Consider the following 26,543-nt stretch of genomic DNA (forward strand, 5'->3'; position numbering starts at 1 on the left):
TTTCAAGGCGCATCGTGCACTTGGTCGGCCTGACCGTCGTTGCGAATGCCGTCACGTTCGAGGTCTTCGGCGTACTCGATCAGCACCGCTGCGACACGCGGCCAGCCGACATCGATCCGCCTCGCCCACTCTCGGTACTGCCCCGCGAGGTCACGCTCCTGTTGCCCACCCTCATAACTGTCCCGGGAAGTCAAGCCGCGGTTGTTCACCATGCCCGTGGCGAAGCCCCGTCGGAGGTGGAGGCCGTCCGGGACGTCCAGCACGTCCCGGACCGCCTCGGCCGGCCAAGCACCGTCCGTGCCGGACGGGCTCCCGGCCAGCACCGTGCCGATCGACCGGTCACCCGACTTCCCGCGACCGCGCTCGGCGAACAGGGCGCGTGCCCGGGAGACCCAGTTCTTCAGCACGACGCTGTCCAGACCGGCCTCCGTGTGACCGGGCACCGCGCGCATCTCGAAGATCGCGAACCAGGCGGGAATCCGCGCAGGTGACGGATTGGCGTCTTCAGCCGGGTGGGCCTCGCAGTAGAGGTCGACGTAGGCAGCCGGGTCCGTGGTCAGGACCCGGTACAGCACCCGGGGTTTGCGGTTGTGCTTGAGAGCGGAGTGGTAGTACAGCTCGAACCGCGCCACGGTGCGGTCGTCCGCGTCGGCCCGGATCAGGAAGTCCAGCAAGGGGCCCACCTGATGGATCGCGTGCTGGTCCGGGTGATCGACCTCGGTCTGGAGGCCGAGTGCCAAAGCCTCTTCGACCAACGACACCGGCAGCGGGATCGCGTCTCCCCCGTGGAGGGCGAGAGCGGCGCTGGTGATCGCCGCCCATGGCCGGCGGTGGGACAGCAGCTGCCGGAGGAAGAATTCTTCCTGTCCGGCCGGTAGCGGCAAGAACCCGGTCCTGGACCAGAAGGCCTTGACGGTCTCTTCACCGGCCGACGCGAGCAAAGCCAGCGCCTGCTCAACCGGAACGGCCAGCAGGAAGTCGGCGAGGGCCGGCTCGCTTCCCAGTGCCTTGGCCGTGGCACCAGTCCACTCTTCGCCGAGGGCTCGGGCGATCGTGTCGATCCACCCCAGCACCCACGTCTCCTCGCCCAGCAGCGCGAGGGCGTCCTGCTGAATGTCATCGCCGCCCACTTCGGCCGCCGCCTGCCCGACCAGCCTGGGTACCTCACTCGCCCTCGCGAGTTCGGTCAGCCCGGGAACGGCGTACTCACGAAGGACACGGCGCACCGCGTCGAGGCGCAGCCGCTCCAGCTCCGCCTTGTGGCTTTCGTAGTCGAAGGGATCGATACCGGGCAGGCTGGGGTGCCAGCCGAACAGGCGAGCATGGCGCCGCGGGTTGACGTCGGGCTCTATCGTCGCGGCACAGGCTTCCAACCGGCCAAGGAGCTCTTCGGATAGTGACCACTCGGCGTCGCTGTAGTACCGGTGCTGGGCGATCGCCGCCGTCAGGACGTTCCACAGCTCAAAACGCTCTTCTTCGGACAGCCGCTCGACGGTGACAGCGGCCAGAGCCGTCACCATCCGGTCCCACTGCGGTGAGGTCAGTTCCGGCAGCTCTTCGACGAGCTCCTTCCAGCGTTGCGGCACCTCTTCCAGCGCACCCACGGCCATGTCGACTAGATCATCGTGGAAGGCAGCGAAGTCGTCCGCGGTGACCGGCGGCTCCGGGACCGTCCAGTCCAGCCTGACCTCCGGGTGCCGGGGGCTGGCAAGCAGATGGCCACTGCGGCCACGGAGCAGGGAGACGACCAGGCTCCAGCCCACATCCGGGGTCCGGTGGCAGACTGCCCGGACGAGTTCACTGCGCCGCCCGGCAGGAAGGTCGAGATACGGGTACCACGGCTGCAGCAGCGTGACCAGCGACTCGAGCGGGCGCGTGCTCGTCCCTTCGCCCGGATCAATCCGAGCGAGCCCTGCCAGGACCGAAACCACCATCGACAGGTGCTCGGCGGACCAGCAAAGCGACTCCAGAGCCCACAGCAACCAGACGTGCGGGGTGAACGAGCTCCAGCCGGAATCCTCGGCGGCGAAGAGGCTCCGCATCGCCAAGGCCTCTCCGGAAAGTGCCTGATCGACCGCGTCGAGAAACGCGCGCGGAGCAGCTTCGGCAAACAGCGGAAGGACGTCGGGGAGAGACCTCCAGAGTGTGCCCTCGCTGTCGTCGTTCGCTTTGGCCAGCACCGCGCGTACGACGGCTAGGGCGTGGTCGGCGCCGGAGCGGTCATCGGCCATGCGCGCGGCCCCAGCCGCCCCCAGGAGGGCGGCGCCCTGAGCCAAGCCGTGGCGCAGGTCCGCCGACCACTTCCGGACGTGTCCGTGCAGGCCGGCGAAGGTTCGCTGGTCGCTCGGCAGCGCCAGGGCCGGATCCGGCTCCGACAGGACCCGGAATGCGCTTTCGTGCCACCGCACCAGATCTTGCGCACTCAGCAGCCGGCGCAACAGCGACCAGGCGTCCTGCGGGTCGGCCAGCTGCCAGCGAGATCCGGACCGGTGCAGGAAGGGGTCACCACCGATGCCTGCCCGCCCGAGGAAGTCGTCCAGCTCCTCGATGTCGCGCCCGGTGATCGCGGCGATCTCGGCACGATCGGCGGCCGAACCGGCCTGCCAGCGGCCGACGAGGACCAGGAGTGCGACCAGCGCCGAATCGGGCGGGCTCGCCCAGGCCGGCTCGGCCGCCGACGGGGACAGCTTCCGGCGCAGACTGCTGATGCTCCGACGGGCGATGGGCGCGTACCGGTTCGCCTCGGCCAGGGGAACCCCGCTCGCGACGAAGGCCCTCACCGCTTCGTCTCGGGGGATTCGGGGCAGCGCGAGCAGCTCACTGCCGGTCGGGTCCGGTGTCTGCGCCACGACGACAACGTGTCCGTGCGTCGCGTCGGCCGCACCGACCTCCACCTCGACCGAGTCGACGACGAGGAGGTGGGGCCCGGTCAGCCGCCGGCTGTGCCGCCAGCCTGACAAACCGGAGACGAGTGCCGCCCGTGTCCCGGGCCGGTGGGTCCGCACCGCCGTCGCGACAAAAGCCGCAGCTTCGGTACGACCGGGCGCGTGGACAGCGAGCACCGACGGCGGCCCGTCCAGCCAGGAGCAAAGCCGCATCGCTTCGGACTCACGACCCAGCAACGACAGGTTCTCCGGCAACGGCGGATTCGTGAACTGCCGCCACGCTTCCAGCCATTTCTGCAGGTCTTCGAGCCCCTCGACCACGCCGATCCCGAGCGTCGGATCGATCTTGATCAGCTTCTTGATCAACCGATCGAGGTCTTCACCAGCCGTTTTGGGGTCGACCCGGAATTGCTGCCGCAGCGCGAGTCCGGCGATGTCGGGCGGCAGGTCGGCTTCGGCCGGAAGCCGGGCGTCCCGGAACAACACCGGGATGACCTGCTTGTCGAGTTTCAGCGCCTCAGCGACTTCCCTGCGGACCCAGTCTTCGGGATCATCCAGCCGCCGACGCCCGTCCACGGCCACATCCAGCCAGCCGGCGCCGATCAGCACCAGCATCACCGACGCGGTCCGAACGCCTTCCAGCAACACGGGCGGGAACTCGGCTCCCGCCTCGATCGACCGGCCCGACCGGAAGACCCGCTCCTCACCGAACTCTCGGACAAGGGCGGTGTCGAGGCCCCAGGCGTCGTTGTCCCCGTCATGGCCCCTGAAGCTGATGAAGATCCCAGACATGGCGGCGATCCTGGCAGCGAGCGCCGGAGACTTCAACGACTTGCCCGGTTCTGTCCCTTCCTCGGCAAGTGGACGAATTCTGCTCCCGCAGTGTCCACTTCCGACCCACACCGGCCGGCAGCGGTAGCTGATCGCTGATCGCGACCTGACGCACAGTGAGCGCTTTATCCGTTGGGACACAGGCAAGTCTCGATGCGGGGGCCGCTGATCGAAAGCCGGGCGATGCCCCTATCATTTCGCCCGTCTGCTCGTCCCCACCCGAAGTCGTCGCTCCCGGAAAGGGAAAACATGTCCGACGTCATCAACAGCATCTTCGGCCGCCCCAAGAACGAGACCGCCGGCTCCGGCGGGTACGGCTACGGCACGGTCACGCCGGAACCCGAGGTCGCCGAGGCGGCCACCGGCACCGAGGAAACGGAATCCGCACCCGAGGCCGAGGCGGCCACGGAAACCGCCGAGTCGCCGTCGGCTGTCGACAAGGGATCGGTGGAGGACACCGCCTCGGCTCCGGCCGAAGCTGCGGTTGAGACTTCCGTCGACGAGGACGCGGACTCCGACGAGGCCATCGACTCCGAAGAGGACGTCGTGGCCGAGGCAGACGAGGAGCCGGCCGAGGCCGTCGACTCCGAAGAGGACGTCGTCGCCGAAGCGGACGAGGAGCCGGCCGAGGACGAGGCCGTCGAGCCGGTCGTGGTGGCGGAAGCCGAGCCGGTCGCGGCGGCCGAGGAGCCGGAGACCCGCTCGACGGCGGCGGCCCGCGGCACGACGACGGTCGCGGACGAGGTGGTCGCGAAGATCGTCACCCGCGTGGCGGCCAAGACCGAGGGCGTCCACAGCCTGGACGAAGAGAACATCGAGATCGTGCTGGACGGCGAGGTCGCGGCGATCACGGTCCCCCTGGTGATCGAGTTCGGCCACGCGGTCAAGGCCCTGGGCGAGCGCATCCGCATTTCGGTCATCGAAGCGATCGAACAGTACCTGGCCCTCGACGTCGAGGTGGTCGACGTCCACGTCACGGACATCCACTTCCCGGAAGCCTGACCCGAGTCCCGTTAGGACGGTCAGCCGGTCTTTGCCGCGGCGTGCTTCACCCGGTACCTCAGGTGAAGCACGCCGCGGTCCTCGAGACGCCGGACCAGTTCCAGCTCCGCCCGCGACCCGTCGAACAGCCGACGCCCGGCACCCAGCAGCAGCGGGACCACGTGGACCTCGATCTCGTCCAGCTGGTCCACCGCCAGCAACGCCTTCGCCGCGCCCGTTCCGTGGACCATCACCGCCTGTTCGCCGGCTGCCGTGCGGGCTTGCTCTGCCGCTGCTGTGACGTCCGTGAAAAACCGGGCGGTTCCCGGTGGGGTGTCCGACGGGTCGATGTGGTGGGTCAGGACGTGGATCGGGACGCCGTTGTGGTGGTCGCCGCCCCAGCGGGACGCCAGCTCGAACGTGCGGCGGCCCGTGATGAGCGCGCCGGTGGCCATGGCCTCGGTCACCACCTGGCCGCTCGGGCCGTCACCGTGGCGATCGTCGAGCCAGTCGAACAGCCGGAAACCGCCCCGGCCCAGCTCTTGGCCGGGGCGGTCTTCCGGGCCCGCGACGAACCCGTCGAGGGACATGGTCATGTACAAGCGGATCATGAGGTGCCTCCCGGCTGAGGGTCGCTTCACCACCGCGTCGAACGGCCCCCGCCCGGATCGACACTCAGGGCGTGATGACCACCTTCAGCGCCGAGTTCGCCGCCGCGTTGCCGAACACCTCGTACGCCTCCGCCATCCGGTCGAACGTGAACCGGTGCGTGCCCATGCGCTCGGCCGGGATGCGGCCCGACGCCACCATCTTCAGCAGCGTCGGGATCGACACCGTGTCCACCAGGCCCATCGTCAGCGTGAGGTTCTGGATCCACATGTCCTGCATCGGCAGCTCGACCGGCACCCCGTGCACGCCGATGTTCGCGATGCGGCCGCCCGGGCGGACCAGCGATGCCGCCGTCAGCAACGTCTCCGGGTAGCCCACCGCTTCGATCGCGACGTCGACGCCCAGGCCGTCGGTGAGCCCCAGGACGTCCGAACGCGCATCCGTGCCCGCTTCGAACGCGTCCGTCGCGCCGAACTCCAGCGCCTTCTCCAGCCGGAACTTGTTGGAGTCCACCGCGATCACCTTCGCCGCGCCCCACAGGCCGGTGGTCAGGATCGCCGCCAGGCCGACCGCTCCCGCACCCACCACCGCCACCGTGTCGCCCGGGCGGACGCGGCCGGCCAGCACGCCGACCTCGTACCCCGTCGGCAGCGCGTCGGCCAGGAAGATCGCCTGCTCGTCCGTGACGCCCTCGGGGATCGCGTACAGCGACGTGTCCGCGTACGGCACGCGCACCAGCTCCGCCTGCGTCCCGTCGATGAGGTGCCCGAAGATCCAGCCGATGCCGCCGACCGTCTGGCAGTGCGACGGCATCCCGCGCCCGCAGTACTCGCACCGCCCGCACTGGGTGATCGCCGGCACGAGCACCCGGTCGCCGACCGCGAACGCCCGGACCGCATCGCCGACCGCCGTCACCGTGCCGACCGCTTCGTGGCCGAGGATCCGGCCGTCGGTGACCGCGGCGACGTCGCCGTGCAGGATGTGGAGATCGGTGCCGCAGATCGTGGTGGTGTCGACGCGCACGACCACGTCGGTGGGCTCCTGGACGGTGGCGTCCGGGACGTCTTCCCAAGCCTTCGCACCCGGACCGTGGTAGACCAGCGCCTTCATCGTCGCCTCCGTCGGCCGCCCGGCCCCCGCGGCCGGGCCCGGCCGTTCTCGACGCTAGGACGGGGCAAGCCGCCCGGCTGTCGCAATTTGAGACCGGCACCCGGCGAGATCCACCTCGCGCAGGGCCGCCCCGACGCCCGCGAGCGCCACGGCGTTCATCGACAGCGATGTCACGCCCAGCCCGGTCAGCACCGGCGCCAGCGAGGGATCCGCCGCCGCCTCGCCGCAGACACCCACCGGTTTCCCGGCCGCGGCTCCCGCCGCAGCCACCATCTCCACCAGCCGCAGCAACGCCGGCTGGTGTGGGTCGTTCAACGCCGCCACCGCGCCGAGCTGGCGGTCGGCCGCGAAGACGTACTGGGCCAGGTCGTTCGTGCCCAGCGACACGAAATCGACTTCCGCCAGGATCGCGGCCGCGCACAACGCCGCCGCCGGGATCTCGATCATCACGCCGGCCCGGGGAATCCCCGCCGCGCGGGCGCGGGCAGCGAACCAGGCCGCTTCCTCCGCGGTGGCGACCATCGGAGCCATCACCGACAGCTCGACGCCCGTGTCCGCCGCCGCCCCGGCGATCGCGCTCAGCTGGCGGTCCAGCAGATCCGGCCGGTCGAACGCCACCCGCAGACCGCGGACGCCCAGTGCCGGGTTCGGTTCCGCGCCCATCGGCAAGAACGCCAGGGGCTTGTCGGAACCGGCGTCGAGGGTCCGGACCACCACCGGCTTCCCCGCGAACGGCGCCAGCACTTCGGCGTACGCCGCCCGCTGCTCGGACTCACCCGGCTCGGCAGTCGCCGACAGGTAGCAGAACTCCGTCCGGAACAGCCCGATTCCCTCGGCGCCCGCGGTGAAAGCCGCGCGCGCGTCGGCGGGTGAACCCACATTGGCCAGCAGCTTCACGCGGTGACCGTCGGCGAGCCGCCCGACGCCGTCCCACGTAGCACGCGCGGCTCGAGCCGGTGCCGAGACGACACCGTCGGACGGGGACACCGTGCCCGCGGAACCGTCGACCACCAGCCCGGGGCCGGACAGGTCGAGGACGCCGGCGCACGCGACGACAGCGGGAATCCCCAAGGCCCGGGCCAGGATCGCCGTGTGGCTGGTCGGCCCGCCTTCCTCCGTCACCAGCGCGAGCACGAGGTCGGGGTCGAGCCCGGCGGTGTCGGCCGGCGCGAGGTCGCGCGCGACCAGGACGCTCGGCGACGTCAGGTCCGGCACCCCCGGCGGCGCCAGTCCCAGCAGCGCCGCGACGATCCGGTCGCGGACGTCGGCGACATCGCGGGCGCGTTCGGCCAGGTACCCACCGGCGGCGCGCAGCGCCGTCATGAACTCCCCCGCCGCCTCCCACACCGCGCGCGAGGCGGGCAGCGAGCCTTCGCGCACCAGCTTCTCCGCGGACGCGACCAGAGCCGGGTCCGAGGCCATCGCGGCGGTCGTCTCGAGCACCGATCGGGCATCTCCGGACACGGATCGGGCTCGATCGGACAACCGGGCGGCGACCGCCGCGGCCGCGGGCGCGATCTTGCCCGCTTCGGCCCCGAGATCCTCGGGAGCCGGCGAAGAAGCGGGTTCCGGCAGGTCAGCGGCCACGACGACGCGCGGGCCGGCGACCCGGCCGGGGCTGACTCCGACTCCGGACAACTGCATGACGGGACCTCCGAGGCGAAAGGATCGCGAAACTGGGGATTGACAGTACGGTAACAACGGGCACAATCAAATGACAACGGGCAGACATCGGAGAGGAACGGGCATGTACGCCGCCGAACGGCATCAGCTCCTGGCGCAACGCGCACGACGCGTCGGCCGGGTCGACGTCAACGACGTCGCCGGCGAACTCGGTGTCGCCCCCGAGACCATCCGCCGCGACCTCGGCGTGCTCGAACGGCAGGGCGTCGTCCGCCGGGTCTACGGCGGCGCGGTCGCGGTCGACCGGCTCGACTTCGAACCCGAAGTCGCGCAACGGGACCAGACCAACGCCGCCGAGAAGGACGCCATCGCCCGGGCCGCGCTGGACCTCGTGCCCGACCGCGGGTCGATCCTGCTCGACGCGGGCACCACGACCAGCCGGCTCGCCACGCTGCTGCCCACCGACCGCGAGCTGACGGTCATCACCAACTCGATCCCGGTCGCCTCGATCCTCGCCACCCGCCCCGGCGTCACGCTGCACATCCTGGGCGGCCGGGTCCGCGGGACGACCCTCGCCGCGGTCGAGGCCTGGACGCTGCACGCGCTCGACGGCCTCCTCGTCGACGTCGCTTTCCTCGGCGCCAACGGCTTTTCCGCCGAACACGGCTGCACGACGCCGGACATGGCCGAGTCCGCGGTGAAGGCCGCGATCGTCGCCGCCGCCCGCAAGCGGGTGCTGCTGGCCGACCACAGCAAGTACGGCACCGACCAGCTGAGCCGGTTCGCCAGGCTGGCGGAGATCGACGTGCTGGTGACCGACAGCGGCCTCGACGCGGGTGCCGTGGCCGAGCTCGAAGAGGCGGGCCCGGAGGTGGTGGCGGCGTGATCGTCACCGTGACCCCGAACCCGAGCCTCGACCGCACCGCGCGGCTGGCCGACCTTCGCCGCGGTGAGGTCAACCGGGCCGAAGCCGTCCGGCTCGACCCGGGCGGCAAGGGCGTCAACGTCGCCCGGGCGCTGGCCGCCGCCGGCACGCCGACGGTCGCGCTGCTGCCCGCCGGCGGCTCGGTCGGCGAGCGGCTGGCCGGTTTGCTGGCGCCGGAAGGCGTTCCCGTCGTCGCGGTGCCGATCGCCGGAACGACCCGCAGCAACATCACGCTCGTCGAAGCCGACGGGACCACGACGAAGATCAACGAGCCGGGCCCCGAGATCTCCCCCGCCGAGCTCGCCACCCTCGAACGCCGAGCCGTCGAGCTGGCCGCGCGCGGCGAATGGCTGGTGTGCTGCGGAAGCCTGCCCGCCGGCGTGCCCGACGACTTCTACGCACGCCTGACGAAGCTCGCCCGCGACGCCGGCGCGAAGGTCGCCGTCGACTCCTCCGGCGCGCCGCTGGCCGCCGCCTGCGATGGCGGGCCGGACCTGCTCAAACCGAACCTCGACGAGCTGATCGAGCTCGCCGGCCGCCCGCTGCCGCGCCTCGGCGACGTCGTCGCCTGCTGCCGCGAGCTGATGGCCGAGGGCGTCGGCAGCGTGCTGGTCAGCCTCGGCGCACGCGGCGCCGTGCTGGTCGAGGAGACCGGAACCCACCACGCGCTCGGCCCGCTCGTCGCCGTGCGCAGCACCGTCGGCGCCGGAGACGCCGCGCTGGCCGGGTTCCTCCACGCCGGCGGAGCCGGCCCCCGAGCCCTGCGCACCGCGGTCGCCTACGGCACCGCCGCGGTCACGCAGGAGGGCAGCCGCATGCCCACCCCCGAAGACGTGCGCGCGGACCAGGTTCGCGTGCTCGACGCCGACCCCACCCTCACCCTCAGCGGAGCCGCCGCATGACCACCGCAGACCTGATCACCGCCGACCTGGTCGACCTGGGCCTCGACGCGACCGACAAGAACGGCGCCACTCGCGCGCTCGCGCAGCGGCTCGTCACGGCCGGGCGGGTGACCGACCTCGACCTGTTCCTCAAGGACGTCGCCGCGCGCGAGGAGCAGATGGCCACCGGGCTCGAAGGCGGCATCGGCATCCCGCACTGCCGCTCGGCCGCGGTCACCACGCCGACGCTGGCCTTCGGCCGCAGCGCCGCGGGCGTCGACTTCGGCGCGCCGGACGGCCCGGCGAAGCTCATCTTCCTGATCGCCGCGCCGGAGGGCGGCGGCAGCGAGCACCTCAAGGTGCTGGCCGCGCTCGCCCGCCGGCTCGTCCGGGCGGAGTTCAAGCAGCACCTGCTGGCCGCCACCGATGCCGCGGCCCTTGCCGAGTACATCCGCCAGGAGGTGTCCTGACCATGAAGTTCGTCGCCATCACCGCCTGCCCCACCGGGATCGCGCACACCTACATGGCCGCCGAGTCGCTGGAGCAGACCGCGAAGGCCAACGGCGACACGATCGTCGTCGAAACCCAGGGCTCGGCCGGATCCGAGCCACTGTCCACTGAGGACATCGCGAGCGCGGACGCCGTCATCTTCGCCGCCGACCTCGCCGTGCAGGGCCGGGAGCGGTTCGCCGGGAAGCCGATCGTCGAGGCGCCGGTCAAGGCCGCGATCAACGACGCCGCCGGGTTGCTCGAACGCGCGAAGGCCGCGGCCCGCGAACCCGCCGCCGCCGCGCCCGCCGCGCCCGAGCTGACCTCGAAGGTCGGTGCGAACGACAAGGCCGGGACCAAGGTCCGCCAGTGGCTGATGACCGGCGTCAGCTACCTGATCCCGTTCGTCGCCGCGGGCGGGCTGCTGATCGCGTTGAGCTTCGCCCTCGGTGGCTACCAGATCGTCGACGCGCCCAAGGTCACCGAGCACTTCGACGCGGGGTCGGTCGCCGGCTGGGCCGCGCTGATGTTCCAGATCGGCAGCGCCGCGTTCGACTTCCTGGTGCCGGTGCTGGCCGGGTTCATCGCCTTCGCGATGGCCGACCGCCCGGCGATCGCCCCCGGCTTCGTCGGCGGCGCGATCGCGGTCACCGTCGGCGCCGGGTTCCTCGGCGGTCTCGTCGCGGGCCTGCTGGCCGGCGGCGTCGTGCTGGCGTTGAAGAAGATCCGGGTGCCGAAGCCGGTGCGGGGCATCATGCCCGTGGTGGTGTACCCGCTGCTCGGGTCCATTGTGGTCGGTGTGCTGATGTACGTCGTGGTCGGCAAGCCGATGGCGGCCGCGACGAGCGGGCTGACGAACTGGCTCAACAGCCTCAGCGGAGCGAGCGCGCTGCTGCTGGGCGCCCTGCTGGGCCTGATGATGGCCTTCGACATGGGCGGACCGGTCAACAAGGCGGCGTACGCGTTCGCGGTCGGCGGCCTGACCACCGGCGCGACGGCGTCACTGCAGATCATGGCCGCGGTGATGGCGGCCGGGATGGTGCCGCCACTGGCGCTCGCGCTCGCCTCGACCGTCCGCAAGAAGCTGTTCACCGAAGCCGAGCGCGAAAACGGCCGCGCGGCCTGGCTGCTCGGCGCGTCGTTCATCACCGAGGGCGCGATCCCGTTCGCGGCGGCGGACCCGTTCCGGGTGATCCCGTCGATCATGCTGGGTTCGGCCGTCACGGGTGCGCTGTCGATGGCCTTCGGCGCGACCCTGCGCGCCCCGCACGGCGGGATCTTCGTGCTCCCCCTGATCGGCAGCCCGCTGCTGTACCTGGTGGCGCTGGCCGTGGGCACCGCGGTCGCCGCCGGCGCGGTGATCCTGCTCAAGCAGGTGCGCTTCCGCGCGGCCGAACGCACCGCGACCGTCTCCGGTCAGCCCGTCAACGCCTGAAGGAGTCCACTGTGTACCAACGCCGAACGCTCGTGGCCAGCAGCGTCGGGCTGCACGCCCGACCGGCGGGCCTGGTCGCGAAGACCGCCGCGGGTCAGCCCGCGAAGGTGAAGATCGCCAAGCTCACCGGTGACGTGGCCGGAGAGCCGGTCGACGCCGCGAGCGTCCTGGGCTTGATGACCCTGGGCGCGGCGTTCGGCGATGAGGTCGTGCTGACCGCCGAGGGCGACTCGGCCCAGGAGTCCGTCGACGCCGTCGCCGAGCTGATCGCCCGAGACCTCGACGCCTGAATTCTCCGAAAGTCCCCTTCCGGCGTGGCCGCGGGCGTAGCATCCAGACCGATTTGCCGGGTTGCGCCCGCGGCGTGCCCGCGGTCCCGAAGGGGGTAGAGGGTGCAAGGTTTCGAGGTCGATCCCGAGCTGGTCCAGCACGCCGCCCAGCGGGCTACCGAGGCCGTGACGCATTTCGAGGCGCACGCTTCGGCCGTCAAGCAGGCGCAGGCCACGATCGAGGGGAACTCCGCCCTGCTGGGCGACTACGGCGACGCCGGGGTGTTCTTCCACGCCTGCGAGCGGTTCGACACCAAGTTCAAGGAAGTCTTCGACACGCTCATCTCGCACAACGACAGCTTCGTCGACACGGCCCGGCGGCTGCAGGGTGGCCTGCAGGGCGCGGCCAAGCTCTACGCCGGGGCCGACACCGCCGCGAGCGAGCACCTGCGGCGCATCGGCGAATCCTGGCCGGACGGGGGCGGCCGGTGAACCAGCCGCCGTACTTCCCCGACCGCCCGCCCGGGCACTACCCGCAGTTCGACCGGTACGAGGACCAGTGCGGTGAAGTCGCGCTCTGGGCCCGCTGGGTGGCCGGCTGGGTGGACTGGCTGCGCAACGACTACGGCCCCACCGGCCCGCACCCGGACCGGTGGGCCGACTACCCGTTCGAACGGTTCTTCCACCCCTCCGACGTCATCGCGCAGCAGCAGGTCGAGGTCATGCACCAGGCGTGGCAGGCCATCGACGAGCTGCGCTACAAGTCGGCCGGGGAGGAGGACCCCAGCATCGACGTCCTCAAGAACTTCGACAGTGCGCTCGGGGCGGCCCTCGGCCACTGGGCGGGCACCGTCGCGGAGGGCGTGCAGATCTACCGCGAAGAACTGGAGAACTACAGCGAGCCCTACATCCTCGCGGTCGGCAAGCTCGGCCAGTGCCTCATCGCCTACTCCCAGATCTTCGAACAGGCGCGGGCCGACCTGGTCAAGGTCATGAAGCAGTTCGTCGGCGCGCTCCAGGCCCAGACGTTCACCGACCCCGGGTTCGAACGGGTCGGCCTGACCGTCTTCAAGGTCATCGGCGACTGGGTGCTGGGCAAGTTCCCGTTCGCGCTCGACAAGGTCCTCCAGCTGGACACGGTGCTGGCCGACGCGGTCGCCGGCGCGCAGCGGACCAAGGACCCCGCGGCGATCGGCGGCGCCAACTACTGGGAGATCTGCGATGCGTACCTGGTGGCCGCCAACCGGATCTGCGACGACGCCCGCGCGGCGATCGAAAAGCTGACCGGGCGCTTGGACCAGGTCGACAACGAACTGCGCGATCCGCCGAAGCTGACCGTCGACGTGAGCTAGTCAGTGTCGTAGTCAGGCCGGGCCGAGCAACGCGATCGACGCCCGCACGGCCACCTCGGTGACGTCGCCGGCCCGGCCGCCGTCCTCCACCGTGGTCGCGATCAGCTCGCGCAACCCGCCCAGCAGCATGATCGACAGCTGGCGGGACGGCGGGCTGATGCCGACCGCGCGCATCTCCGCGGTGTCCGTCAGGCGCCGGGTCAGGGCGATGAACCCTTCCATCGCCTCGCGTTGCAGCTCGCGGGCTTGGGCGCCCAGGGCCGGCACGTCACGGATCCAGCTCAAGGTGATCGCCGGCTCGGACTCCGAGCAGCCGATCCACGTTTCGATGGCCTGGCGCACCTGCTCCGCCCACGGCGCACGCGGGTCGACCGCCGCCGAGATCTGCTGGATCATCGACCGGTTCGCCTCCGCCAGCAACGCGATCAGGCATTCTTCCCGGCTGGAAAAGTGCTCGTAGAACGTCCGGCGGGACGTGCGGGCGCGGCGGACGATGCCGGCCACCGTCGTTTCGCGGAAGCCGTCCTCGGTGATCGACGCGGCCAGCCCGTCGAGCAGCCGTTGCCGGTGCCGGCGGGTGTCGACGTCCACTGAAGTCACGCTATACCCCTCACTCTTGTGAAGGGATGGTACACCGGCGTACCGTACCGACGGTACGCTCGCGTACCACCTTTCGGGAGGGTCGATGACGACCATGACAAGCGCGGTGACGCTGCCGCCGGGGCCGACCGCGCCCCGCGCCGTCCAGGGCGCGTACGCGCTGACGCAACCCCTTCGGGGCATGCGGCGGCTCAAGGCGCGGTACGGGTCCGCCTTCACGGTGAACGTGCCGATCTTCGGGAACGCCGTCGTGCTCAGCGACCCGGCGGAGATCAAGCAGCTGTTCACCTCCGGCCCCGACCTCGTCGACAACCTCGAGGTCAACCTCGGCCGGGTGCTCGGCCCGCACTCGATGTTCGCCCTCTCCGGCGACGAGCACAAACGGCAGCGCAAGCTCCTGGTCCCGCCCTTCCACGGGAAACGGCTGGCGGCCTACGAGAAGATCGTCGAGGAGGAGACCCTCCGCGAATTCGCCACCTGGCCCGAGGGCACGGCGTTCGCCACCCTGCCCTCGATGATGCGGATCACGCTCAACGCCATCCTGCGCGCGGTGTTCGGCGCCGAAGGGGCCGAGTTCGCCGAGCTGCGCGAGCTGCTCCCGCCGTTCGTCACCCTCGGCTCCCGGCTGGCCGTCGCGCCGATCCCGAAGAAAGGCCGCTTCAACCCCTGGCGCCGCTTCGAGCGGATGCGCCGGGAGTACGACGCGATCGTCGACCGGCTGATCGCCAAGGCGGACCCGGACGGCGACGACGTCCTCGCGATGCTGCTGCAGACCCGCTACGACGACGGCTCCGGGCTCGGCCGCGACGAAATCTGCGACCAGCTCCTCACCCTGCTCACCGCCGGGCACGAAACCACCGCGACCACCCTGGCGTGGGCCGTCGAGCGTCTCCGCCGCCACCCCGCGCTCCTGGCCGAGCTGCGCACCGACGACGACAAGCTCCTGGACGCCACCATCCTCGAGGTCCAGCGCACCCGCCCGGTCATCGACCTCACCGCCCGGCAGGTCAAGCAGGACGGCTTCCGGCTCGGCCGCTGGACGCTGCCCCGCGGGTACAACGTGCTCGTCAGCATCGCGCTCATCCACGACGACGACGCCGTCTTCCCGCACGCGGCCACCTTCGACCCGCACCGCTTCGCCGGCGCGCGCCCGGACCTCTACCAGTGGATCCCCTTCGGCGGCGGCACCCGCCGCTGCCTCGGCGCCGCCTTCGCGACCATGGAGATGGCGGTCGTGCTGCGGACCCTGCTGCGGCAGTTCACCCTGGTCCCGACGACCGAGCCGGGCGAACGCCGGCATTCCCGGGGCGTGGCCTACGCCCCGGCCAAGGGCGGGCGCGCGGTCGTGCGCCGCCGGAGCACCGGAGGAGACGCGTGACCGAAGCCATCGCCGATGTCGGCCGGGGGATTTCGCTGGCCTGCGAACGGATCGGGGACGCCGGCGCCGAGCCGCTGGTCCTCGTCGCCGGGCTCGGCCAGCAGCTGCACAGCTGGCCCGACGCCTTCTGCGCGCAGCTCGCCGAGCGCGGCTTCGAGGTCGTCCGGTTCGACAACCGCGACGTGGGCCGCTCGACGCACCCCCGGTTCCGGCCGGCGAGCCTGCCCGCGATGCTCGCCGGGCGCTTCCCGCCGGAGCAGTACGACCTGAAGGACATGGCCGCCGACACCGTCGGCCTGCTCGACGCGCTCGACATCGAAACCGCGCACATCGCGGGCGTGTCCATGGGCGGCATGATCTCCCAGACCGTCGCGGCGCTCCACCCGGACCGCGTCCGCACGCTGACGTCGATCATGTCGACGACCGGGTCCCGCCTGCTCGGCCGCCCGGCGTTCTCGACGTTGCGGTTGATGGGCGCGAAGCCGCCGAAGTCCCGCGAAGAGGCCGTCGAAAGCGCCGTGAAGATGTTCCGGCACATCGGTTCGCACGGATTTCCGTTCGACGAAGCCGGCGTGCGCGAGCGGGCCGGCACCGGCTGGGACCGCGACCCGACCGCGGGTGGTGTGGGCCGTCAGCTCGGCGCCATCCTCAAGTCGGGCAACCGGACGGCGTGGCTGCGGAAGATCACCGCGCCCACGCTGGTGATCCACGGCGACCGCGACCGGATGGTCCACCCCACCGGCGGCGCCGCGACCGCCCGCGCGATCCCCGGCGCCCGCCTCGAGACCGTCCCCGGCATGGGCCACGACCTGCCCGAGGGCGCGTGGCCGACGATCCTCGAACGCATCGACCAGCACGTGAGGAGCAGCGATGTCACGGCCCCGTAGTCTTGCCGGGCGGCCGGTGGTGATCACCGGTGCGGCGTCCGGCATCGGCCGGGCGCTGGCCACCCGGCTGTCCCGGCTCGGCTCGCCGGTCGCCCTGGCCGACGTCGACGCCGACGGCCTCAACGCCACCGCCGCCGCGCTGCACGGCCGGGTGCTGACCCGCGTGCTCGACGTCCGCGACGCCGAAGACCAGCTGAAGTTCGCCGCCGAAGTCCAAGACTGGCTGCCGGCCCCGCTGGCCGCGGTCTTCAACAACGCCGGTGTCGCGGTCACCTCCAGCGTGCTCGACGCGGTGATCGAGGACGACGACTGGCTGCACGACATCAACTTCCACGGCGTCGTGCACGGGACCCGCGCGTTCCTGCCGATCCTCGTCGCGCAGGGCGAAGGCGCGATCGTCAACACCTCCAGCGTGTTCGGCCTGCTCGGGATGCCGAACCAGAGTGCCTACTGCGCGGCGAAGTTCGCCGTGCGCGGGTTCACCGAGTCGCTGCGCCAGGAGCTGGCGCTGGGCGGCAGCGCCGTCCGCGCGATCACCGTCCACCCGGGCGGCATCACGACGAACATCGCGCGCAACGCGCGGGTGCGCCGGGACCCGACCGGGCTGGGCCGCTCCCGCGAAGAGATGGCCGCGCAGTTCGAGGCCATGACGATGACGTCGCCGGACAAGGCGGCGGCGATCATCCACGCCGGCGTCGACCGCGGCAAGGCCCGCATCCTCGTCGGCCCGGACGCCTACCTGTTCGACGCGCTCGCCCGCATCACCCCGACGCATTACAACGCCGTGCTCTCGCGCGTGCTGTGGCGCTCGCGCCGGAAGGAGACCGTCCGATGACCGACCACGTCGAGGTGCTGATCGTCGGCGCCGGCTTGTCCGGCGTCGGCGCGGCCCACCACCTGCGGACGGCGTTCCCGCGCAAGACGTACACGATCCTGGAGGCCCGCGACGCGATCGGCGGCACGTGGGACCTCTTCCGCTACCCGGGTGTCCGGTCCGACTCGGACATGCAGACCCTCGGCTACCGGTTCCGGCCGTGGACCGACGCGAAGGCCATCGCCGACGGCCCGTCGATCCTGAAGTACGTCCGGGACACCGCGGCCGACGCCGGGATCGACCGGCACATCCGCTTCGGGCACAAGGTGGTCCGCGCCGAGTGGTCCACAGAGGACGCTCTGTGGACCGTCGAGGCGGTGCACGAGGGCCGGCTGGTCGAGTTCACCGCGAAGTTCCTCTACCTCTGCAGCGGCTACTACGACTACGCGGGCGGCCACACCCCGGAGTTCCCGGGTGTCGAGCACTTCGGCGGCACGGTCGTGCACCCGCAGCAGTGGCCCGAAGACCTCGACTACACCGGCAAGAAGGTCGTCGTGATCGGCAGCGGCGCCACCGCCGTGACGCTCGTGCCGGCGATGACCGACCGCGCCGAGCACGTGACGATGCTGCAGCGCTCCCCCACCTACATCCTGTCGCTGCCCTCGGAGGACGCGCTGGCCAACCGGCTGCGCGGGCTGCTCGGCGCGCGGCTGGCGTACCCGATCGCGCGCTGGAAGAACGTCGCCGTGAGCACGCTGATCTACCAGCTCAGCCGGCGCCGCCCCGGCGTGGTCAAGGCGATGATCCGCAAGGCCGCGATGAAGCAGCTGCCACCCGGGTACGCCGTCGACACCCACTTCAAGCCGCGCTACCAGCCCTGGGACCAGCGGCTGTGCCTGGTGCCCGACGGCGACCTGTTCCGCTCGATCAAGCGCGGCGACGCCTCGATCGTCACCGACCGGATCGCGTCCTTCACCGAGACCGGCATCCGGCTCGAATCGGGCGAGCAGCTGGCCGCCGACGTCGTAGTCAGCGCCACCGGGCTCAAGCTGCTGGCCTTCGGCGGCATCGACCTGAGCGTCGACGGCGAGCCCGTGAAGCTGCCGGAAACCATGGCGTACAAGGGCATGATGCTCAGCGGCGTGCCCAACTTCGTCTTCACGATCGGGTACACGAACGCGTCCTGGACGCTCAAGGCCGACCTCGTCGGCGAGTACTTCGTCCGGCTGCTGCGCCACCTCGACCGGCACGGGCTCGACCAGGCCGTGCCGGTCAACGACGACCCGGCGGTCACCGAGCGGCCGCTGCTCGACTTCGACGCCGGGTACGTGCTGCGGTCGATCGACGAGTTCCCGAAGGCCGGTTCGCGGGCGCCGTGGCAGCTGGGCATGAGCTACGCGCACGACGTCGTCAAGCTGCGGCACGGCCGGATCGACGACGGCGCGCTCCGGTTCTCGCGACGACGGGCGGGAGCGGGCAGACTGGGCGCATGACCATCGCTTCCGGCACGGCCCGCTGACATGCACTCCGCGGGACTCGTGCTGCACCCCCGCCGCGACTCCGCGGCCGCCGTCGAAGCCGTGCTCGGCTGGGCGGGCAACCGGAACATCGAGATCCTCGGCATCGCCGACGAGATCGTCCGCCTGAACTGTGCGGCGGTCGGCGTCACGGCCGAGGAGCTCGGCCGTCGCGCCGACCTGGTCGTCAGCCTCGGCGGCGACGGCACGATGCTGCGCGCGATGCGGCTGGCCGACGGCCAGCGCGCGCCGGTGCTCGGGGTCAACCTCGGCAAGCTGGGCTTCCTCGCCGAGGTCGACGTCCCGGACCTGCCCGGCGCGCTCTCGGCCATCGACGACCACCAGTTCACGGTGGAGCCGCGGCTGGCCGTGGACGCCGTGCTGGAGGGGCGCAAGATCACGGCGTTCAACGACATCGCCGTGGTCCGCGTGCCCGGTGACGGCAGCGCGGTGGTCGCGGTGCACGTCGGCGGCCAGCAGTTCGTCAGCTACTCGGCCGACGCGGTGGTCGTCGCGACGCCGACCGGCTCGACGGCGTACAGCTTCTCCGCCGGCGGCCCGATCACCAGCCCGTCGGTGGAGGCGCTGCTGGTCACGCCGGCGGCGCCGCACTCCGCCTACAGCCGGGGCGTGGTGCTGTCGGTGCACGACGAGGTGACGCTGGAGCTGCTGCCGACCAGCGGCCGGCTGGCGGTGGAGGTCGACGGCCAGGTCGAGGGGTACGTCTCCCCCGGCGACCGCCTCGACCTGCGCGCCCGCCCGAGCGCGGCGCGCGTCGTCCGGCTCGGCATGACGACGTTCTACCAGCGGGCCCGGCGCAAGCTCCGGCTCACCGACTCGGCCGAGATCCCCCAGGACGGCGACCACTGACCCGCACTTTCACGTGAAAGTGCGGGTCCAGGTCGTCGCTTTCACGTGAAAGCGGCGGGCAGTGGTGTGGGTCACATCTCGGGCGTGTCGCGTGATGATCACGGAATGGTCACGGGTAGCGTCCGCGGCTCTGCTTGAACCAGCCGAGCCGCCCGGGAGTGTCCCCCTACATGCTGTGCCCCGCACCCGTCCGTCCCCGCCTCCGCGCCCGGCTGCTCGTGCCCGGAGCGCTGGGCGCCTTCGCCGGCGCTCTCGTCCTGCTGGCCGTGCTGCACCTCGACCGGCGCCTCGCGCCGCTCGACCCGGTCAGCTCGATGCTCAGCGACTACGCGCTGAGCCCGGGCCGCTGGATGTGGGACGGCGCGCTGCTGCTCACCAGCACCGGCTCGGCGCTGCTGCTGGTGGCGCTCTACCGCCGCGGCCTGCTGGCCAACCCGGCGCTGGTGGCGGCGAAGGCGCTGTGGTGCGTGAGCCTGCTGGCGGTCGCCGTCTTCGCGAAGGATCCCCAGGGTGGCGCGATCACCGCCACTGGCAAGATCCATCTCTACGCCTCGGCGGTGACCTGCCTGAGCCTGCCGATCGTCGGCTGGGCGCTGGGCCGCCGCCACCGCGACGACCCGCGCTGGCGCCGCTTCGCCACCTGGTCGCGCCGGCTCGCGCTCGCGGCGATCCCGTTCTACCTGCCGTTCATCGTCCCGTTCGCGGTGAACGTCGTCCTCGGCGGCCACCTGCCGACCGTGGCGACCGGCTTGGTGGAGCGCCTGATGATGGTGCTGGAGATCGCGCTGCTCGTGGTCCTCGGCCGGTGGGCGCACCGGGCGATGCGCGCGGGGGTTCAGTTCCGCGCGGCTTGATCCGGCTGCTCGCGCGTGCGGTGCAGCAGCCAGTCGCGGTCCGTGCGGATCAGCGCGTACCGGACCGACTCCGTGCGGCCGTGCAACGTGAACAGGATCCGCTTGTCCGTCCGGTCGTGCTCCTCCCACCAGCCGGTGTCGGCGACCTTCTTCGTGTCGTCCTCGTAGGCGAGGTGGTCGAGCGCGTGATCGGGCACGGCGACGGCGAGCCGGTTGCCCTTCGCGTCCGGCGGGAGCCCGCGCGGCACGGCCCACGACCGCAGCACGCCGTTCTCCTCGAGCCGGAGGTCGAAGTGGTGCCGCGGCCGCCAGTGTTCGTGCAGCACGAAAGCCGGTTTCACCCCTCCACCCTGCCAGAAACCCTGACCCCTACCCGTTTTTCGCCTGGTCAAACACTTCTTCCGAGCACTTGACTCGTTCCAAAAAGGCGCGCACGGTGGGGTGCCATGACCGAACCGACCACCACCGACGCCGGCATTCCCGTCGAAAGCGACGAACATTCCCTCACGATCGGCCCGGACGGCCCGATCCTCCTGCAGGACAACTACCTCATCGAACAGATGGCGCAGTTCAACCGCGAACGCGTCCCCGAGCGCCAGCCGCACGCGAAGGGCAGTGGCGCGTTCGGCCGGTTCGAGGTGACCGGTGACGTCAGCGCGTACACCAAGGCCGCGGTGTTCCAGCCGGGCACCGAGACCGACCTGCTGGTCCGGTTCTCCACCGTCGCCGGGGAGCGCGGCAGCCCCGACACCTGGCGCGACCCGCGCGGATTCGCGGTGAAGTTCTACACCAGCGAAGGCAACTACGACATGGTCGGCAACAACACGCCGGTCTTCTTCATCCGGGACCCGCTGAAGTTCCAGCACTTCATCCGGTCGCAGAAGCGCCGCGCGGACAACAACCTGCGCGACCACGACATGCAGTGGGACTTCTGGACGCTGTCGCCGGAGTCGGCGCACCAGGTGACCTGGCTGATGGGTGACCGCGGGCTGCCGCGGACGTGGCGCCACATGAACGGCTACAGCTCCCACACCTACATGTGGGTCAACGCGGCCGGCGAACGCTTCTGGGTGAAATACCACTTCAAGACCGACCAAGGTGTCGAGTGCTTCACCCAGGACGAAGGCGACCAGATGGCGTCGGCCGACACCGACTACCACACGCGGGACCTGTACGAAGCCATCGAGCGGGGCGACCACCCGAGCTGGACCCTGAAGGTGCAGATCATGCCCTTCGAGGAGGCCAAGACCTACCGGTTCAACCCCTTCGACCTGACGAAGGTGTGGCCGCACGGGGACTACCCGCTCATCGACGTCGGCCGGATGACGCTGGACCGCAACCCGACCGACCACCACGCCGAGATCGAGCAGGCCGCGTTCGAGCCGAGCAACCTGGTGCCGGGCATCGGCGTCAGCCCCGACAAGATGCTGCTCGGCCGGCTGTTCTCCTACCCGGACGCGCACCGCTACCGGATCGGCGCGAACTACCGCCAGCTGCCGGTCAACGCGCCGGTCGCGCCCGTGCACAGCTACAGCAAGGACGGCGCCATGCGCTACACCAAGGTCTCCGACCCGGTGTACGCGCCGAACTCGAAGGGCGGCCCGCGCGCCGACGTCGAGCGCTACGGCACCCCGGCGGGCTGGCAGGCCGACGGCGACATGGTCCGCACGGCGTACACGCTGCGCGAGGCCGACGACGACTGGGGCCAGGCCGGCACGATGGTCCGCGAAGTCCTCGACGACGACCAGCGCGCCCGGCTGGTCGACAACGTCGTCGGGCACCTGCTCAACGGCGTCTCCGAGCCCGTGCTGACCCGGGCCTTCGACTACTGGCGCAACGTCGACAAGGACCTCGGCGACCGGGTCGAGTCCGGCGTGCGGGCCAAGCAGGACGAGAAGGACCCGAAGGCCGCCGACCAGGGCAACCCGGCGCGCTCGAGCATGCAGCACAAGGCCTGACCCTCCACAGTGGACGCGCCCGCCCCGCCCCGGCGGGCGCGTCCGCCGCGGCATGCCCTACGTTGACCACGGCACGGTAAACGCGGGGAGGCCCAGGTGAGCGTCGCCGGAGGTCTGCTGCCCGTCGCGGCCGCGGTGGCCCTGCTCGTGTTCGCCGTCCGGCTGACGCACGAGCCGCGGCGGCTCGGCAACGCGGTCTGGCTCGGGATCGCGCTGCTGCTGCTCGGGCTGTGGCTGCTGCGCCTGGACTGGCTGACCCCCGTCCTGCTGGTCGTTCTCGGGGGCGTCGCACTGGTGCTTCCCGTGGCGTTGCTGGTCAACGGCATCCGGATGTGGCGGCGCGAAGGCCGCAGCACCGGGAACCTGCTCTCCCTCGCGCTCGGCGCCGGCCTGATCGCGCTGGAAGCGCTGTTCTTCGCCCCGCTCGGCCGGTGGGGCTCGGCGGTGGTCGCCATCGCCGCCGCGCTCGCCTGCTACTTCGGGTTCCTGTTCTTCTCGCTGCTGGTCTACTCGGTGGTGTACAGCCGGATCGGCCGCCGCGGCGGGGTCGACGCGATCATCGTGCTCGGCTGCGGCCTGGCCGGGGACCGGGTGCCGCCGCTGCTCGCGGGCCGGCTCGAGCGCGCGATCCGGCTCTACACCCGGGAAAGCACACCGCCACTGCTGGTGGTCTCCGGCGGACGGGGTCCCGACGAGCAGGTCACCGAAGCCGAAGCGATGGCCGCCTACCTGCGCGAGCGAGGCGTCCCGGCGGACCGCATCCGCCGGGAGGAACAGGCCCGGACCACCGAGGAGAACCTCCGCTTCTCCGCCGAGCTCCTGCCCGCCGGCGCGCGGCGGGTGGTCGCGGTGACCAGCAACTACCACGTGTTCCGCGCGGCGGTGGAATGCCGCCGCCTGCACCTGCCCTACCACGCGACCGGCTCCCCCACGGCCCGGTACTTCCTGCCGAGCGCGTTGCTGCGGGAGTTCGCGGCGCTGATCCTCCACTACCGCCGCACGACGATCGCGGCTTCCGCGCTCATCGTCGGCGCGGGCATCGCGCTCGCCGTCAGCGCCTGATCTCGAGGCCCGCGGTATAGGTCGTTATACGCTCAGCGGAACCAGGCTCCCGCGCCCGAGCGTTCGAGCGGCAGGGAACCCTGGTTCGGCGGCCACAGCGTCACGGCCGGGACCTGGCGCAGCTGGGCGCGCAGCTGGTGCAGGGGCAGCGGACGGCGGCGGGTCAGCATCGTCGTCGTGCGCGGGTGGAGGTCCACGAACGGGTAGGTGGCGTGCAGGGCGGCCAGCCGCCGCTCGAGGTGGTGGCTGCGGGCGGTCAGCTCGGCGGCCGCGACCGCCGGCTGGACCACCAGGAACTCCCCCGGCCCGAGCCGGACCGCGCGGTCGAGCGGGCGCAGGCCGTCGAGCAGCAGGTCGGCGATGTTCTGCTCGGTGTGCATGCGGACGCGGGTGCCGTGCCGCCGCTCGACGGCGCCGAGGTCGTCGACGGCGACCAGGACCAGCCCCAGCGGCACGGTGTCGGTCGCGTCGCCGAGCCAGGGCGTCAGGCCGGCCAGGGTCTCGAGGCCGGTGTCCGGGTCGACGGCCGGGCCCGTCGGGGCCGGCGGGGTCGCCCGCGCCTGCGCCCGGTCCAGCTTGCCCGCCACGTGCCGCAGCGCCGCTTCGGAGCGGCTCTCGATGTCGAGCGCCGCCGGCGTCTCGACCGACGCCAGCACGTCGCCGACCGTGCGCCGGACCGCCGGCGGCAGCCGGTCGCCCATGGCGTCGCGAAGCCGGACGACCTCGGCGTACGCCTCGTCGCGGCGCAGGCCCCACCGGCCGCGGAACAGCCGGGCCCGCTCGACCGTGGTCGCCTCCGGATCGACCTCGTCGAGGTCCTGCGCGACGACCGAGGCCCCGAACGTGGGCGAGAGGACGGCCACCGACCACTCCCGCGCCATCGGCTCGTCGGGGCGCAGCAACACCGGCGTGACGCCGTGCGGCAGGTCCGGGCGGCCGGAGTCGACCATGCCGACCACCGTCGCCGCGGCCGTGCGCGCGATCCGCGCGTACACCTCGCGCTCGCGTTCGAAGTACGGCAACCGCTGGAAGAGCGCGAAGACGACGGTGTCGGCGCCCGCCCCCTCGGCGAGGGCCGCGCGCTCGACCGCGTGGGAGGCGGTCACCAGGGCGCGTTTGGACAGCACGCCAGCGCGCTGGTCTGCGGTGGGCATGGAGGATCGCCTTCGCCGGGGAAAGGGAGACAACAACCGTACGAGCGCGCCGACTCCCCGGCTAGCCACACAATGGGGTGGACTCAGAAGTGGCGACGGTCAGCCTCTTGGGCGATGACCTCGTCACGATCCGCGAGCCTTTCCAGGCCGCTCAAGGGTTGCCGCATCCGGTGGTTGTCCCGCAGCCGCGCGGCGTTGCGATCGAGGAAAGCCCAATAGCCCGCGGTGAACGGACACGCTTCCGGCCCGGTCCGCTTCTTCGGGTCGAAGACGCAGCCGGGACAGTGGTCACTCATCCGGTTGATGTAGGCGCCACCGGCCGCGTACGGCTTCGTCGCGACGACACCGCCGTCGGCGTACTGGCTCATGCCGATCACGTTCGCCGGCATCACCCACGGGAACCCGTCGACGAACGCCGTCGCGAACCAGTGGGTCAGCGCCGCGGGGTCGTAGCCGCGCTGCAGCCCGTGGTTGCCCAGCACCATGAGCCGCTCGATGTGGTGGGCGTAGCCGCGGTCACGGACGCCGGCGAGCGCGGTGCGCAGGCAGGCGGCTTCGACGGCGTCGGCGTCCAGCTCCCGCCACCACTTCGGCAGCTTCCCGCGCGCGTGCAAGGCGTTGCTGCGCAGGTAGTCCGGCCCCTGGTGCCAGTACAGGTGCCACACCCATTCCCGCCACCCGAGCACCTGGCGGACGAACCCTTCGACGCTGCCGAGCGGCGCCTCGCCGGCCCGGTACCGCTCCTCGGCCCGCGCCACGACGTCACGCGGATCGAGCAGGCCGAGGTTGAGCGGCACCGAGAGCAACGCGTGCGCCATCGCCCAGTCGTGGGTGAGCATCGCGTCCTGGTTCGGGCCGAAGACGGGCAGCCGCTGCTCGAGGAACCGCCGCAGCGCGCGGCCCGCCTCGTCGTGGCCGACGGCGAACCGCCGCGGCCCGTCGACGCCGACCGGGTGGATCTTCCCCGCGCGTTCGGCTTCGTCGAGCTCCGCGCGGACGCGGTCGTCGATGTCGTTTTCGCGGGGGTGCCACGGCGCGGGCACGTCGAGCCGGGTGGTCTTCGGCGGCGGCTCGCGGTTGTCGTGGTCGAAGTTCCACTTCCGTCCGGCGGGCTCGCCGTCCGGTTCGAGCAGGACGCCGAACTTCCGGCGCTGGTCGCGGTAGAAGTCCTCCATGACGAACCGCGTGCGCCCGTCGGCCCACTCCGCGAAGTCCTGTTTGGACAGCACGAACCCCGGCGTCGGCAGGATTTCCTCGACGACGCCTTCCACGCGCAGCCGCCGGACGAACGCGTCGGCGGCGTGCGAGGTCGGCTCGTGCACGACGACCGGGCGCCCGAACCGGCGCAGCCCGGTGCGGTAGTCCGGGGCGTCGATCAGCGTGACGCGGTCGCCGAGGTCGGCGGCGAGCCGGTACAACGCGGCCTGGACGAGGTGCAGCTTCTGCCGGTGGAAGGGCTTCGCGCCGAACGCCGCGGCCGAGCGGATCAGCAGGACGTCGCGGTCCCTGTGCTCGGGCGTGCTGTGGAAGTGGGGCCCGAGCTGGTCGGCGAACAGCCAGAGCGCGGGCTCGTGTGCCATGGGCCGAACGCTAACCCGGATCCGGTGCCCCCGCAGCGTACGCACGGAGGATTTCCGTGGTGCCGCCCAGGAACCGGGCCACCACCTCCGCGTGCTCCGGCGGCAGGCTCTCGGTCAGCCGGGTCACCGCGTCGACCAGCGGCGCGAGCGCGGCCCGGACCTCGGCGCGGGCTGCTTCGCTGACGACGAGCGTGACGCGGCGGCCGTCACTCGGGTGCGGGCCACGGCGGACGTGGCCGGCCGCTTCCAGGCGGTCGACGAGGACCGTCGCCGACGCCGAGCGGATCTTCAGCGCGTCCGCCAGGCCGACCGTGCCCATCGCCTCGCCGAACGCCAGATGCTGCAGCGCCTGCACGTCGGTCGGGCCGAGGCCCAGCCGGCGGGCCAACGCCAGCTCGACGTCGCGGGCGAGCGCGAGCAGCTCGCGCAGCGCGAAGTTCACCCGGAGCGCGACAGGACCGTCTTCCACCGGGCCATTC

General features: G+C 71.6%; 25 protein-coding genes. 16 read left to right on the forward strand and 9 right to left on the reverse strand.

The window, feature by feature from the left end; genetic code table 11:
- Window positions 1–2: 2 nt before the first annotated feature.
- Window positions 3–3,677, reverse strand: a complete 3,675-nt coding sequence (locus M8542_RS07030) for a TIR domain-containing protein (protein WP_257919186.1) — start codon at window positions 3,675–3,677, stop codon at window positions 3–5.
- 288 nt (window positions 3,678–3,965) lie between these two features.
- On the opposite strand from M8542_RS07030, the gene M8542_RS07035 reads away from it, so the two are divergent.
- A complete protein-coding gene (locus M8542_RS07035; protein WP_257919187.1) occupies window positions 3,966–4,718 on the forward strand; it encodes an Asp23/Gls24 family envelope stress response protein in 753 nt (250 codons plus the stop codon).
- Window positions 4,719–4,738: 20 nt separating this feature from the next.
- Here the strand turns inward: M8542_RS07035 and M8542_RS07040 are convergent, their stop codons facing one another.
- From M8542_RS07040 to M8542_RS07050, 3 genes are all read right to left on the reverse strand, one after another.
- Entirely contained in the window at window positions 4,739–5,308 is a 570-nt protein-coding gene (locus M8542_RS07040) for a dihydrofolate reductase family protein (RefSeq protein WP_257919188.1), read from the reverse strand.
- A gap of 64 nt (window positions 5,309–5,372) precedes the next feature.
- Entirely contained in the window at window positions 5,373–6,416 is a 1,044-nt protein-coding gene (locus tag M8542_RS07045; RefSeq protein ID WP_257919189.1) for an alcohol dehydrogenase catalytic domain-containing protein, read from the reverse strand.
- 54 nt (window positions 6,417–6,470) lie between these two features.
- Complete coding sequence (locus tag M8542_RS07050) at window positions 6,471–8,060, reverse strand: phosphoenolpyruvate--protein phosphotransferase (protein ID WP_257919190.1); 1,590 nt, start codon at window positions 8,058–8,060, stop codon at window positions 6,471–6,473.
- Between the two features lie 103 nt (window positions 8,061–8,163).
- Between M8542_RS07050 and M8542_RS07055 the strand changes: the two genes are divergently transcribed.
- The 7 genes from M8542_RS07055 to M8542_RS07085 all read left to right on the forward strand — a co-directional run bounded on the left by M8542_RS07055 (window position 8,164) and on the right by M8542_RS07085 (window position 13,390).
- Complete coding sequence (locus M8542_RS07055; protein WP_257919191.1) at window positions 8,164–8,925, forward strand: DeoR/GlpR family DNA-binding transcription regulator; 762 nt, start codon at window positions 8,164–8,166, stop codon at window positions 8,923–8,925.
- On the forward strand, window positions 8,922–9,866 hold the full coding sequence (pfkB, locus tag M8542_RS07060; protein ID WP_257919192.1) for a 1-phosphofructokinase: 945 nt from the start codon (window positions 8,922–8,924) through the stop codon (window positions 9,864–9,866). Before M8542_RS07055 ends, pfkB begins: the two co-directional genes overlap by 4 nt.
- Window positions 9,863–10,315: a PTS sugar transporter subunit IIA gene (locus M8542_RS07065; RefSeq protein ID WP_257919193.1), complete on the forward strand. Its 453-nt coding sequence runs from the start codon at window positions 9,863–9,865 to the stop codon at window positions 10,313–10,315. Before pfkB ends, M8542_RS07065 begins: the two co-directional genes overlap by 4 nt.
- A gap of 2 nt (window positions 10,316–10,317) precedes the next feature.
- Entirely contained in the window at window positions 10,318–11,769 is a 1,452-nt protein-coding gene (locus M8542_RS07070; RefSeq protein ID WP_257919194.1) for a PTS fructose transporter subunit IIC, read from the forward strand.
- Between the two features lie 11 nt (window positions 11,770–11,780).
- Window positions 11,781–12,059, forward strand: a complete 279-nt coding sequence (locus M8542_RS07075) for an HPr family phosphocarrier protein (protein ID WP_257919195.1) — start codon at window positions 11,781–11,783, stop codon at window positions 12,057–12,059.
- Between the two features lie 102 nt (window positions 12,060–12,161).
- On the forward strand, window positions 12,162–12,530 hold the full coding sequence (locus M8542_RS07080; protein WP_257919196.1) for a hypothetical protein: 369 nt from the start codon (window positions 12,162–12,164) through the stop codon (window positions 12,528–12,530).
- Window positions 12,527–13,390, forward strand: coding sequence for a hypothetical protein (locus tag M8542_RS07085; RefSeq protein ID WP_257919197.1), 864 nt, complete (start codon window positions 12,527–12,529; stop codon window positions 13,388–13,390). Before M8542_RS07080 ends, M8542_RS07085 begins: the two co-directional genes overlap by 4 nt.
- A gap of 12 nt (window positions 13,391–13,402) precedes the next feature.
- Here the strand turns inward: M8542_RS07085 and M8542_RS07090 are convergent, their stop codons facing one another.
- Entirely contained in the window at window positions 13,403–13,990 is a 588-nt protein-coding gene (locus tag M8542_RS07090; protein WP_257919198.1) for a TetR/AcrR family transcriptional regulator, read from the reverse strand.
- An 85-nt stretch (window positions 13,991–14,075) separates the two neighbouring features.
- On the opposite strand from M8542_RS07090, the gene M8542_RS07095 reads away from it, so the two are divergent.
- From M8542_RS07095 to M8542_RS07120, 6 genes are all read left to right on the forward strand, one after another.
- On the forward strand, window positions 14,076–15,368 hold the full coding sequence (locus M8542_RS07095; RefSeq protein ID WP_257919199.1) for a cytochrome P450: 1,293 nt from the start codon (window positions 14,076–14,078) through the stop codon (window positions 15,366–15,368).
- Complete coding sequence (locus tag M8542_RS07100; protein WP_257919200.1) at window positions 15,365–16,255, forward strand: alpha/beta fold hydrolase; 891 nt, start codon at window positions 15,365–15,367, stop codon at window positions 16,253–16,255. The genes M8542_RS07095 and M8542_RS07100 overlap by 4 nt, the downstream gene beginning before the upstream one ends.
- Window positions 16,239–17,090: an SDR family NAD(P)-dependent oxidoreductase gene (locus tag M8542_RS07105; RefSeq protein WP_257919201.1), complete on the forward strand. Its 852-nt coding sequence runs from the start codon at window positions 16,239–16,241 to the stop codon at window positions 17,088–17,090. Before M8542_RS07100 ends, M8542_RS07105 begins: the two co-directional genes overlap by 17 nt.
- Complete coding sequence (locus M8542_RS07110; protein WP_257919202.1) at window positions 17,087–18,562, forward strand: flavin-containing monooxygenase; 1,476 nt, start codon at window positions 17,087–17,089, stop codon at window positions 18,560–18,562. The genes M8542_RS07105 and M8542_RS07110 overlap by 4 nt, the downstream gene beginning before the upstream one ends.
- Window positions 18,563–18,589: 27 nt before the next feature.
- Entirely contained in the window at window positions 18,590–19,456 is an 867-nt protein-coding gene (locus M8542_RS07115; protein ID WP_257919203.1) for an NAD(+)/NADH kinase, read from the forward strand.
- A gap of 170 nt (window positions 19,457–19,626) precedes the next feature.
- Window positions 19,627–20,310, forward strand: coding sequence for a DUF998 domain-containing protein (locus tag M8542_RS07120; RefSeq protein WP_257919204.1), 684 nt, complete (start codon window positions 19,627–19,629; stop codon window positions 20,308–20,310).
- On the opposite strand, the gene M8542_RS07125 is transcribed toward M8542_RS07120, so the two are convergent.
- On the reverse strand, window positions 20,292–20,651 hold the full coding sequence (locus M8542_RS07125) for a DNA polymerase ligase N-terminal domain-containing protein (RefSeq protein WP_257919205.1): 360 nt from the start codon (window positions 20,649–20,651) through the stop codon (window positions 20,292–20,294). The genes M8542_RS07120 and M8542_RS07125 overlap by 19 nt on opposite strands.
- A 105-nt stretch (window positions 20,652–20,756) precedes the next feature.
- Between M8542_RS07125 and M8542_RS07130 the strand changes: the two genes are divergently transcribed.
- Together M8542_RS07130 and M8542_RS07135 are read left to right on the forward strand one after the other, a co-directional pair.
- Window positions 20,757–22,268, forward strand: coding sequence for a catalase (locus M8542_RS07130; protein WP_257919206.1), 1,512 nt, complete (start codon window positions 20,757–20,759; stop codon window positions 22,266–22,268).
- Window positions 22,269–22,364: 96 nt separating this feature from the next.
- On the forward strand, window positions 22,365–23,330 hold the full coding sequence (locus M8542_RS07135) for a YdcF family protein (RefSeq protein ID WP_257919207.1): 966 nt from the start codon (window positions 22,365–22,367) through the stop codon (window positions 23,328–23,330).
- A gap of 32 nt (window positions 23,331–23,362) precedes the next feature.
- On the opposite strand, the gene M8542_RS07140 is transcribed toward M8542_RS07135, so the two are convergent.
- From M8542_RS07140 to M8542_RS07150, 3 genes are all read right to left on the reverse strand, one after another.
- The gene (locus tag M8542_RS07140) at window positions 23,363–24,484 is read right to left on the reverse strand and encodes a DICT sensory domain-containing protein (RefSeq protein WP_257919208.1); all 1,122 of its coding nucleotides are present in this window, start codon (window positions 24,482–24,484) and stop codon (window positions 23,363–23,365) included.
- An 83-nt stretch (window positions 24,485–24,567) separates the two neighbouring features.
- A complete protein-coding gene (locus M8542_RS07145) occupies window positions 24,568–26,064 on the reverse strand; it encodes a cryptochrome/photolyase family protein (RefSeq protein WP_257919209.1) in 1,497 nt (498 codons plus the stop codon).
- A gap of 10 nt (window positions 26,065–26,074) precedes the next feature.
- Window positions 26,075–26,533: a MarR family winged helix-turn-helix transcriptional regulator gene (locus M8542_RS07150; RefSeq protein ID WP_257919210.1), complete on the reverse strand. Its 459-nt coding sequence runs from the start codon at window positions 26,531–26,533 to the stop codon at window positions 26,075–26,077.
- Between the last annotated feature and the right edge of the window lie 10 nt (window positions 26,534–26,543).

This window comes from Amycolatopsis iheyensis, from assembly GCF_024703995.1.
GTDB lineage: Bacteria > Actinomycetota > Actinomycetes > Mycobacteriales > Pseudonocardiaceae > Amycolatopsis > Amycolatopsis iheyensis.

Coding starts and splice junctions, on each gene's coding strand:
- M8542_RS07030 (WP_257919186.1), bottom strand. CDS start 3,677: ATGTCTGGGATCTTCATCAGCTTCAGGGGCCATGACGGGGACAACGAC.
- M8542_RS07035 (WP_257919187.1), top strand. CDS start 3,966: ATGTCCGACGTCATCAACAGCATCTTCGGCCGCCCCAAGAACGAGACC.
- M8542_RS07040 (WP_257919188.1), bottom strand. CDS start 5,308: ATGATCCGCTTGTACATGACCATGTCCCTCGACGGGTTCGTCGCGGGC.
- M8542_RS07045 (WP_257919189.1), bottom strand. CDS start 6,416: ATGAAGGCGCTGGTCTACCACGGTCCGGGTGCGAAGGCTTGGGAAGAC.
- M8542_RS07050 (WP_257919190.1), bottom strand. CDS start 8,060: ATGCAGTTGTCCGGAGTCGGAGTCAGCCCCGGCCGGGTCGCCGGCCCG.
- M8542_RS07055 (WP_257919191.1), top strand. CDS start 8,164: ATGTACGCCGCCGAACGGCATCAGCTCCTGGCGCAACGCGCACGACGC.
- M8542_RS07065 (WP_257919193.1), top strand. CDS start 9,863: ATGACCACCGCAGACCTGATCACCGCCGACCTGGTCGACCTGGGCCTC.
- M8542_RS07070 (WP_257919194.1), top strand. CDS start 10,318: ATGAAGTTCGTCGCCATCACCGCCTGCCCCACCGGGATCGCGCACACC.
- M8542_RS07095 (WP_257919199.1), top strand. CDS start 14,076: ATGACGACCATGACAAGCGCGGTGACGCTGCCGCCGGGGCCGACCGCG.
- M8542_RS07105 (WP_257919201.1), top strand. CDS start 16,239: ATGTCACGGCCCCGTAGTCTTGCCGGGCGGCCGGTGGTGATCACCGGT.
- M8542_RS07110 (WP_257919202.1), top strand. CDS start 17,087: ATGACCGACCACGTCGAGGTGCTGATCGTCGGCGCCGGCTTGTCCGGC.
- M8542_RS07115 (WP_257919203.1), top strand. CDS start 18,590: ATGCACTCCGCGGGACTCGTGCTGCACCCCCGCCGCGACTCCGCGGCC.
- M8542_RS07120 (WP_257919204.1), top strand. CDS start 19,627: ATGCTGTGCCCCGCACCCGTCCGTCCCCGCCTCCGCGCCCGGCTGCTC.
- M8542_RS07130 (WP_257919206.1), top strand. CDS start 20,757: ATGACCGAACCGACCACCACCGACGCCGGCATTCCCGTCGAAAGCGAC.
- M8542_RS07140 (WP_257919208.1), bottom strand. CDS start 24,484: ATGCCCACCGCAGACCAGCGCGCTGGCGTGCTGTCCAAACGCGCCCTG.
- M8542_RS07145 (WP_257919209.1), bottom strand. CDS start 26,064: ATGGCACACGAGCCCGCGCTCTGGCTGTTCGCCGACCAGCTCGGGCCC.